The organism is Amphibiibacter pelophylacis (genome assembly GCF_037688875.1).
GTDB classification, from domain to species: Bacteria; Pseudomonadota; Gammaproteobacteria; order Burkholderiales; family Burkholderiaceae_C; genus Amphibiibacter; species Amphibiibacter pelophylacis.
Window position 1 is genome coordinate 97917 of record NZ_JAWDIE010000008.1, and the last position, 9478, is coordinate 107394.

The 9478-nt window shown below is 66.2% G+C and carries 10 protein-coding genes; 4 read left to right on the forward strand and 6 right to left on the reverse strand.

The features are described 5' to 3' along the window. Window positions 1–47: 47 nt before the first annotated feature. From RV045_RS06845 to RV045_RS06855, 3 genes are read right to left on the reverse strand one after another with little or no spacing between them, the layout of a single operon-like run. Window positions 48–1049, reverse strand: a complete 1002-nt coding sequence (locus tag RV045_RS06845; protein WP_423235028.1) for an ABC transporter permease — start codon at window positions 1047–1049, stop codon at window positions 48–50. A gap of 44 nt (window positions 1050–1093) precedes the next feature. After that, entirely contained in the window at window positions 1094–2635 is a 1542-nt protein-coding gene (locus tag RV045_RS06850) for a sugar ABC transporter ATP-binding protein (RefSeq protein ID WP_423235029.1), read from the reverse strand. Between the two features lie 13 nt (window positions 2636–2648). Then, window positions 2649–3410, reverse strand: coding sequence for an SDR family oxidoreductase (locus RV045_RS06855; protein ID WP_423235030.1), 762 nt, complete (start codon window positions 3408–3410; stop codon window positions 2649–2651). Between the two features lie 110 nt (window positions 3411–3520). On the opposite strand from RV045_RS06855, the gene RV045_RS06860 reads away from it, so the two are divergent. The 4 genes from RV045_RS06860 to RV045_RS06875 all read left to right on the forward strand — a co-directional run bounded on the left by RV045_RS06860 (window position 3521) and on the right by RV045_RS06875 (window position 6981). Next, window positions 3521–4324 carry an IclR family transcriptional regulator gene (locus tag RV045_RS06860; protein ID WP_423235031.1) on the forward strand — a complete coding sequence of 268 codons (804 nt, stop codon included), beginning with the start codon at window positions 3521–3523 and terminating at the stop codon, window positions 4322–4324. A gap of 128 nt (window positions 4325–4452) precedes the next feature. Next, window positions 4453–4785, forward strand: coding sequence for a FeoA family protein (locus RV045_RS06865; protein WP_423235032.1), 333 nt, complete (start codon window positions 4453–4455; stop codon window positions 4783–4785). Further along, window positions 4782–6653: a ferrous iron transporter B gene (feoB, locus tag RV045_RS06870; RefSeq protein ID WP_423235033.1), complete on the forward strand. Its 1872-nt coding sequence runs from the start codon at window positions 4782–4784 to the stop codon at window positions 6651–6653. Before RV045_RS06865 ends, feoB begins: the two co-directional genes overlap by 4 nt. 1 nt (window position 6654) lies before the next feature. Continuing rightward, the gene (locus RV045_RS06875; RefSeq protein WP_423235034.1) at window positions 6655–6981 is read left to right on the forward strand and encodes a hypothetical protein; all 327 of its coding nucleotides are present in this window, start codon (window positions 6655–6657) and stop codon (window positions 6979–6981) included. A gap of 28 nt (window positions 6982–7009) precedes the next feature. Here RV045_RS06875 and RV045_RS06880 read toward each other — a convergent pair whose 3' ends face one another. The 3 genes from RV045_RS06880 to RV045_RS06890 are packed head-to-tail and all read right to left on the reverse strand — an operon-like array spanning window position 7010 to window position 9466. Continuing rightward, entirely contained in the window at window positions 7010–7444 is a 435-nt protein-coding gene (locus tag RV045_RS06880; protein WP_423235081.1) for an EamA family transporter, read from the reverse strand. 28 nt (window positions 7445–7472) lie between these two features. Then, a complete protein-coding gene (locus RV045_RS06885; RefSeq protein WP_423235035.1) occupies window positions 7473–8825 on the reverse strand; it encodes a sensor histidine kinase in 1353 nt (450 codons plus the stop codon). Further along, window positions 8801–9466, reverse strand: a complete 666-nt coding sequence (locus RV045_RS06890) for a response regulator (protein WP_423235036.1) — start codon at window positions 9464–9466, stop codon at window positions 8801–8803. The genes RV045_RS06885 and RV045_RS06890 overlap by 25 nt, the downstream gene beginning before the upstream one ends. Window positions 9467–9478: the final 12 nt, after the last annotated feature.

The window sequence follows — 9478 nt, forward strand, 5'->3', positions numbered from 1 at the left end:
GTTTTTGGAACGGGAACTCGTACGGAACTGGAACGGAAAAGGGGCGCTCAATGCTGGCGCTTGCGGCGCAGGTTGTCGGTGTAAACGGCCAGGATGATGATCAGGCCCGTGAGCACCATCTGCCACTCCTGCGCCACCGACAGGATGCGCAGGCCGTTGACCAGCACGCTCATGATGAAAGCGCCGATGACGGTGCCCAGAATGGTGCCGACGCCACCCGCCAGCGAGGTGCCGCCGATGACCACGGCAGCGATGGCGTCCAGCTCGTAGCCCTGGCCCAGCGCGGGCTGCGCCGAGTTCAGCCGCGACGCCATCATCAGTCCGGCAATGCCGCAGACCGCGCCGCTGTAGGCGTAGACGATGATTTTCCAGCGGTCTACGTTGACGCCCGACAGGCGCACCGCCTCTTCGTTGCTGCCCAGCGCAAAGGTGTAGCGGCCCAGCAGCGTCTTGTTGAGGACGATGGCGCTGACGCCCGCCACCAGCGCAAAAACCAGCACGCCGTTGGGCAGGCCGGGGATCAGCGTGCCCAGGGCGATGGCGTCAAAGCCTTCGATGTCGCTGAAGTAGATCGGGCGCGTGCCGGTGATGATCAGCGACAGGCCCTTGAGCAGCATCATCAGTCCCAGCGTGGCGATGAAGGGCGGCACGCGCAGCTTGGTGATGGTCAGGCCCGAGGCACAGCCCATCAGCGCGCCCACCGCGATGGCGCCGGGCACGCCGACCGCCATCGGCAGGCCCCAGTTGACCATGAAGACCCCGGCCATGACCGAGCAGAAGGTCATCAGGACGCCGACCGACAGATCAATCCCGGCGGTGATGATGACGAAGGTGCAGGCCACCGCCAGCACGCCGTTGACCGAGGTCGCCTGCAGGATGCCGACGACGTTCTCTTCGGTCAGGAAGGCGTCGGGTTTGAGCGCGCCAAAAATGGCGATCAGCGCCAGCAGGCTGGCAAAAGCCAGCAGCTTCTGGCGCGCATCGGCGCCCAGCAGGCGCTTGAGTTTGGAGGGTGCTGCGGTGTCCATCGGGGCCTTTGCGGGGGTCATGTCAGGGTGGAGGCGTGGGCGGTCAGGCGGCGGTCAGGCGGCCCTCAGGCAGCGCGCAGGGTCGCCAGGCGCATGATGTTTTCCTGCGTGGCCAGAGCGCCGGGAATCTCGCCCGTCAGGCGGCCTTCGCACATCACCAGCACGCGGTGCGACAGGCGCAGCACTTCGGGCAGTTCGGACGAAATCACCACGATGGCGCGTCCCTGCGCGGCCAGATCCTGCAGCAGGCGGTAGATTTCGGCCTTGGCGCCAATGTCGATGCCACGCGTGGGCTCGTCAAAAAAGAGGATGTCGCAGTCGCGCACCAGCCACTTGGCGATGACCACCTTCTGCTGGTTGCCGCCCGACAGCAGGCGCACGTTCTGCTGGATGCCCGGCGTTTTGATGCGCAGGCGCTGGACCATGTCGGTGGCGGTTTTCGCCAGCTTGCCCTCGTCCAGCCAGAAGCCGCCGCGCACGAACTGCGCCATGTCGGCCAGGCCGGTGTTGGCCTGCACGTCCATGCCCAGTGCCAGGCCAAAGTGCTTGCGGTCCTCAGACAGATAACCGATGCCCGCGCGCACGGCGTCCTGCGGGGAGCGGATGTTCTGCTTCACGCCGCGCACCAGAATCTCGCCGCCGTCGCGCGCATCGGCGCCGAAAATGGCGCGGGCCAGCTCGGTGCGCCCGGCGCCCATCAGCCCGGCCAGGCCGACGATTTCGCCCGCGCGCAGCGTCAGGCTGACGTCCTGCACCATGCGGCCGCGCCGGATGTTTCTGGCCTCCAGCAGCACGGGCTGGCCGGATGTGTCGGGGATGTCGGGCGTGGTCTGCGCCAGTTCGCGCCCGACCATGAGCGCGATGATGCGCTCCATGGGCGTGCTGGCGGCGGGCACGGTGTCGATGTACTGGCCGTCGCGCAGGATGGTGACGCGGTCGGCGATGCGCTGGATCTCGTCCATTTTGTGCGAGATGTAGACGATGCCCACGCCCTCGTCGCGCAGCTGGCGGATGATGGTGAAGAGGTCGTCGATCTCAGCGTTGTTCAGCGCGGCGGTGGGTTCGTCCATGATGAGCACGCGCGATTCGAAGGACAGCGCCTTGGCGATCTCGACCATCTGCTGGCGCGCCACCGACAGCTCGCCCACCCGCGTGCGCGGATCCAGGCGCAGGCGCAGGCGGTCGAAAAGCTTTTGTGCGCCCTGGTTGATGCGCTCCTCGTCCAGCAGCAGGCCGCCCAGTTTGCGCGGCTCGCGCCCGATGAAGATGTTGTGCGCGCAGCTCAGGTGGTTCATCAGGTTGAGCTCCTGATGCACGATGCCGATGCCAAGCTGCTGCGCGGCGGTGGGGCTGCCGATGTCCTGCGGCTGGCCGCTGACGCGAATCTCGCCCTCGTCCTTGCGGTACACGCCCGCGATGATTTTCATCAGGGTGGATTTGCCCGCGCCGTTTTCGCCCATGAGCGCGTGGACTTCGCCGGGCTGCAGGCTGAACTTCACCTCGTGCAGCGCGCGCACGCCAGGGAATGATTTGCCGATGCCGCGCAGATCCAGCAGCGGGACAGCGGATGTTTCGGCGGCGCTCGTGGCAGTCGGGGCGGCGGTCATTGCGGTGCGGCGGTCAGATGGTGACGCCGCCATCGACCAGCAGCGCCTGGCCGGTGACAAAGCGCGAATCGTCGCTGGCCAGGTAAATCACCATGGGCACGATGTCGTCCACCGTGGCCAGGCGGCCCATGGGCTGGCGCGCGATGAAATCCTTTTCGGCCTGCACCGGGTCGGCGGCGGCGGCGATGCGTCCGCGCAGCGAGGGCGTGTCCACCGTGCCCGGGCACAGTGCGTTGCAGCGCAGGCCCTGCTTGACGAAGTCGGCGGCGATGGCCTTGCTCAGGCCGATCACGGCGGCCTTGGTGGCGCCGTAGGCGTAGCGGTTGGGGAAGCCTTTGACGCTGGACGCCATCGAGGCCATGTTGATGATGCTGGCGCTGCCCGTCACCTGCGCCCGGCGCAGCAGCCCGGGCAGGAAGGCGCGCACCATGCGGTGCATGGAGGTGACGTTGAGATCAAAGCTCAGCGCCCAGGCGTCGTCGTCGCACTCCAGCACCGTGCCGTGGTGGACCATGCCCGCGCAGTTGAACAGCACATCCACATTGCCCACCTGCTGCGCCAGCGCGGCGATGGCCGGGGCCGAGCGCACGTCCAGCACCTGCGTGCGGATGGCGGGGTGAGCGCGGGCCAGATCGTCCAGCAGGGGGGCGTTGATGTCGGTGGCGATGACCTGCGCGCCCTCGCGGGCGGCGGCGATGGCGCTGGCCTGGCCCATGCCTTGGGCGGCGGCGGTGACGAGAACGGTTTTGCCCTGAAGGCGCTGGGTGGCAGTCATGTCTGTGGGTCCGGACAAACCCGGATGGTCAGCCGGGTCTGGATGGATCAAAGTTCATTTGTGAATTTATTATTCATCATTGAACACGCCAGACCTATCAGGACTAACCCTTGAAGAAGCCTTTGACCGATCCGTCCAGCCCGGCGACCGACCCCAGCGACCGCTACCGCGCGCCCGCGCTGGACAAAGGTCTGGACATCCTGGAGCTGCTGGCCCGCCAGCCGCAGGGCCTGACGCGCAGTGAGATCGTCGCCGCCATGGCGCGCAGCCCGGGCGAGATCTACCGCATGCTCGAGCGCCTGGTGGCGCGCCAGTACGTGCAGCGCAGCGAGGGCGGCGACCGCTTTGCGCTCAGCCTGAAGCTGTACGCGCTGGCGCACATGCACCCGCCGCTCAACCGCCTGATCACGCAGGCGCTCCCGGTGATGGATGCTTTTGCGCGCCAGGCCGAACAGTCCTGCCACATGGCGCAGTACGACCGGGGCGACATGCTGATCGTCGCGCAGGTCAACGGCCCGAGCGCCTGGGGCATGTCCATCCGCCTGGGCGCGCGCGTGGGGCTGGCCGATACCGCGTCCGGGCAGATGTGGCTGGCTTTCAGCGATCCGGAGCGCGTGCCGCACATGCTGGCCGAGCACAGCGCGCAGGAGGGCGAAGTGCCGCTGCCGCCGAACGAACTGCCGCGCCGTCTGGCCGCCATCGCCCGCGCCGGGCACATCCAGCGCGACAGCCTGCAGTCGCACGGCGTGATCGACCTCTCCTGCCCGCTGCTGGGCCCCGACGGCCACGCGCTGGCGGTGCTGACCTGCCCCTACATCCGCCGCATCGACCGCCACATCGGCCCCAGCCCGGACGCGGTGCTGGAGATGCTGAAGGCGGCGGCGGGGAAGCTGTCGTTTGTGGCGGCGGGGTGAGCGCCTGCGTCCGGACAACGCATTTATTACAAATGATAATGCGTCCCATACTCAGTCTGGAGTAGACTGAATTCCTGATTCTTCCTGAGCCACCGCTCTGCAGAAGTTGACAAGGAAAGATCCCGGCCATGAACACGGACCTGCTGCGCAAAGACACCTGGCTCAGCCCAGACGATGCACCCGCAGCCACTTCCCCGGACCCGCTCCGCTTGGGCGATCTGCCCCGAGGCGCCACGGCCACCGTGACCCACGTGGAAACGCCGCCCATGGGCGAAGACCACGATGTTGTGCTGAGGCTGATCGAGATCGGTTTTGTGCCCGGGGAGCGGGTCCGCGTGCTGGCCCACGGTTTTCCTGGACGTGAGCCCATTGCCGTTCGCGTCGGCAACGCCACCTTCGCTCTGCGCCGCTTCGAGGCCGACTACATCCGTGTGGCCGTCAATTCCGGGGTGCAGCCGTGAGCGCAGCCCAAGGCAGGCTGTTGCGTGTCGCGCTTCTTGGCAATCCCAACTGCGGCAAGACAGCGCTTTTCAACCTGCTCACCGGCAGCCGCCAGAAAGTCGCCAATTACGCCGGGGTAACGGTTGAGCGCAAGGAAGGGACGCTGGTGACGCCAGGCGGGCGCCAGTTGCGTGTCATTGATCTGCCGGGCGCTTACAGCCTCAATGCCATCAGCGCCGACGAAGGGGTGACGCGGGACATCGTGACGGGCGCCATGGGGGAAGAGGAGCGGCCGGACCTGCTGGTCTGTGTGACCGATGCCACCAACCTCAAACTCAGCCTGCGCCTGGTGATCGAGGCGCGCCGCCTGGGCCTGCCCATGCTGGTCGCCGTCAACCTGAGCGACGCCGCGCGGCGCCAGGGCATCACCATAGACCTCGCCGCCCTGGAGCAGGAACTCGGCGTGCCTGTGGTCGAGTCGGTCGGGATACGGCGCGATGGCGCTCAGGGCCTGATCGATGGCATCGAACGCCACGTGGCGCCGCGACCCGTGGTTCAGCCGCCCTGGCAGGCCCCCGGTGTCGCTGAAGTGCTCCAGGCCCAGCAGGAGGTGCGCGGCATCCTGCAGCGCACCGTGACCCTGCCTGTGGTGGATACACGCAGGGATGACGCCATAGACCGCGTCATCCTGCATCCCTTCTGGGGCATGCTCGTCCTGCTAACCGTCCTTTTCCTGATGTTTCAGGCGGTTTTCAGCTGGGCCCAGGTGCCCATGGACATCATCAAGGACGGGATGGATGCGCTGGGTGCCGGTCTGGGCCGCCTCCTGCCCGATGGGGCCCTGAAGAGCCTTCTGGTGGACGGTATCCTGGCCGGTGCGGGCGGCGTGCTGGTTTTCCTGCCGCAGATTCTGATTCTCTTTCTTTTCATCCTGCTGCTGGAAGACTCGGGATACCTGCCGCGTGCGGCCTTTCTTCTGGACCGCATCATGGGGGCTGTGGGTCTGTCCGGACGCTCCTTCATTCCGCTTCTGTCGAGTTTTGCCTGCGCTGTGCCGGCTGTCATGGCCACCCGCACCATCACCAGCTGGCGCGACCGTCTCGTGACCATCATGATCGCGCCCCTCATGACTTGCTCGGCCCGCCTTCCGGTGTATGCCCTGTTGATCGGCGCCTTCGTGCCCAACCGCAGCGTGGCGGGTGTCGTGAATCTGCAGGGCCTTGTGCTGTTTTCGCTCTACCTGGCCGGGATCGTCGCCGCGATGTCCGTGGCCTGGTGCTTCAAGCACCTGCGCGGCGGGGCTGCCCACCATCCGCTGTTGATGGAGCTGCCGTCCTATCGGCTGCCCAATCTGCGCCATCTGGCCATCGGTCTGGCAAAGCGGGCGGAAATTTTCGTTCGCCGCGTCGGGACCATCATCCTGTCGCTGATGATATTGCTCTGGTTCATTGCCACCTACCCCGCACCGCCTGCTGGCAGCATCGGGCCGGCCATCCAGTTCAGCTACGCCGGCCTTCTGGGGCACGCGCTGGAAAGCGTGTTCGCGCCGATTGGCTTCAACTGGCAGATTGCCATCGCCCTGATCCCCGGGCTGGCGGCCCGTGAAGTGGCGGTCGGCGCCCTGGGCACGGTGTTCGCTCTATCAGCCAGCGGCAAGGACGTCGAGGCGCAGCTGTCACCACTTCTGGCCCACAGCTGGTCTCTTGCCACGGCACTGTCCCTGCTGGCCTGGTATGTCTTTGCACCGCAGTGCGTTTCGACGTTTGCCATCGTGCGGCGTGAAACCAATTCCTGGCGCTATCCGCTGTTGATGACGGTCTACCTGTTTGCCATGGCGTATGCGGCGTCCTTCGTCACCTACCGTGTGGCGCTTGGACTGGGAGGCTGAGATGCTCGAGCAGGTGCTGGTGAATTGCATGGGGGTCTGGGCGGGGCTTTACGCGGGCTGGCGGCTGGCGCCTGCGTCGCTGCGTCGGCGCATCAGCGACCTCGGGCCCGCACGATGGCGTGCCGCCCGGTCCGCCCGTCCGCAGAGCTCCTCCGGCTGCAGCAGCTGTGACAGCTGCAGCGCCTGCGGCGCACCCCGGCCGTCGGGCCCGATCCCGGCCTCGGCCCGGCCGGTGATCTGGCGCGCCATGAACGCCGATCAGCCCCGTTCACCCCGGCTGGGCGATGCCGGGCCCGTTTCTGCCTCTGATCCGCACACGCCGCTGTGACAGGCTGGCCTGCCGCCGGGCTGTCCAGCTATCGTTTGAAGGCCAGCAGCAGAACGCCTGCGGCAACCATCAAAATGCCCGACCACTCGCGCAATGACGGCCGCTCGCCCAGGAAGGCAAACGCAAACACCGCCACCAGCACAAGGCTGAGCTTGTCGACCGGCGCCACTTTGGAGGCCTCACCCAGCTGAAGCGCGCGGAAGTAGCACACCCACGAGGCCCCTGTGGCCAGGCCGGACAGCCCCAGAAACAGCCAGGTTCTGGGTTCAAGGTCGAAAGGGTTGGTCCACTTGCCGGTGCAGGCGACAAAAATGGACAGCACAACAATGATGACCGCTGTCCGGATCAGGGTGGCCAGATCGGAATCCACCCCCTGAATGCCGACTTTTGCAAAAACAGCCGTCAGTGCCGCAAAAATGGCGGACAGCAGTGCCCAATAAAACCACCCCGCTGAATGCGCCATCTGGCTGGCCTCCACGTTGATCCCTCCGCTATTGCATGGGAAGAGTCACTGTAACAGTCAGGCCGCTTTGCTTTTCTGGGTCAGAAAACCCGAGATGGATTTCGGCGCTGATGCGACGGGCAATCACCTGAACGATAGACAGCCCCAGGCCTGAGCCCACCTGATCGTTGCCCAGGATGCGGTAGAAGGGGTCAAACACCCGATCCCGCTCAGCCAGTGGAATGCCGGGCCCACTGTCCTGAATGCGTATGACGGCCTTTTCGGCGACGACGCCCACAAAAAGATCCACACGCCCTCCTGCGGGCGTGTAGCGGATGGCGTTATCGACCAGATTCCTGATCATGGCAAACAGGTCTGTTTCACGGGCCCAGACTCTGGCGTCCTGCGCCCCTTCGACGCCGATGTCGATGCGCTTGATCTCGGCCAGAGGCATCAGGTCTTCCAGCACACGGCGGTAGATGGCCAGGATGGAGACGGCGGACTGCGCCAGATCGGTGTCCGACTGCGCCTGGGCCAGCGTCAAGAGCTGATCCAGCAGGCTTCGGCCCCGCGCGATCCCCTCGCGCAGCACCGTCAGGCGCTCGCGGGCCGGGCCGGACATTTCGGCCTCTGCCAGACGCTCCGCCTGAAGCGACAGGGCGGTCAGTGGAGAGCGCAGCTCGTGCGCCGCATCCGCTACAAAGCGGCGCTGGGCCGCCATGGACTGGCCCACGCGGGCCAGCAGCCGGTTGATCGCCACGGCGAAGGGGCGCACCTCGGCCGGAAGGTGGCGATCCTCAATGGGATGCAGCTCCTGCTCGGCCCGCCGGTCGATCTCTCGGGAAAGCGCCGCAATGGGCCGGAACATTTTGCGCACCAGATCCGCCACGAGCAGCAGCAGCACCGGCATGAGAACCAGAAAAGGCATCACAGTGCGCAGCGCGCCATCGCGGGCAATTTCATTGCGGAAACCGGATTCCTGGGCCACGGCAACACGCTCACCGGCCGCGGTGGTTTTGATCAGCACGCGAAACGTCTCGCCGCCGACCTGCAGGGTGTGCAATCCATCCGCCAGAGTCGCCGGGAGCGCGAGCGGGCCTCCTGCGTCCACGCCCGCCCCGGAAGGGCCTGTCTCGCCCAGGCGCTGGACGATCACGCGCGATTCCTCATCGGCCCCATTGAGAGGGGAAGCGGGGGGCCGCGCAAGCGGCGACAGGCTCTGGCGATCCATGAGCTGTGCCACCTGGCGCAGAACATCGTCCTGCAGCTCATGGGCTTCGTCGAAGGCGGACAGGAAGGAGAACACGCCCGCCACGATGGCCACAAGGACGATGGTCAGTGACAGTGTGACGGACAGCTTGAGCTGGACCGAGTCGTTCAGGCGCTTTTTGAGACCATCCATCCGACCCCCCTGACATTCCTGATGATCTCGCTGCCCAGCTTGCGCCGCAGCGCGTGGATCAGATATTCGACGGCGTTGCTTTCAACTTCCTCGCCCCAGCCATAAATGCGATCCTCCAGCTCGCTGCGCGAAAGGATGGCTCCGGGCCGCACGAGCAGAGCCTGCAGCAGCGAGAACTCGCGGCCGGACAGCTGCACCCCGTCGCCGCCACGGACGCAGGCCTCTTTGGTGACCGGGTCGAGCGACACCAGGCCATTGCCCAGCACGGGCGCTCCCTGGCCTCCCTTGCGCCGCAGGACGGCCCGCATCCTGGCCAGCAGCTCGGCCATGTCGAACGGCTTGAGCAGATAATCATCCGCGCCGCCGTCCAGACCGCGCAGCCTGTCGTCCAGCCCGTCGCGTGCGGTGATGATGAGCAGGGGAACCGGATTGTCCCTGGCGCGGATGCGGGCCAGGACCTCAAGCCCATCCTGGCCGGGCAGCCCCAGATCGAGCAATACCAGATCGTAATGCTGGCTGCTCAGTGTCGAGAGGGCGGTTGAGCCATTCTTCACCCAATCGGCGGCGTAAGACGCATCTTTCAAGGCCCCCTGGATCGCCTCCCCGATCATGGGATCGTCTTCGACCAGCAGCACGCGCATATCAGTTCCCCA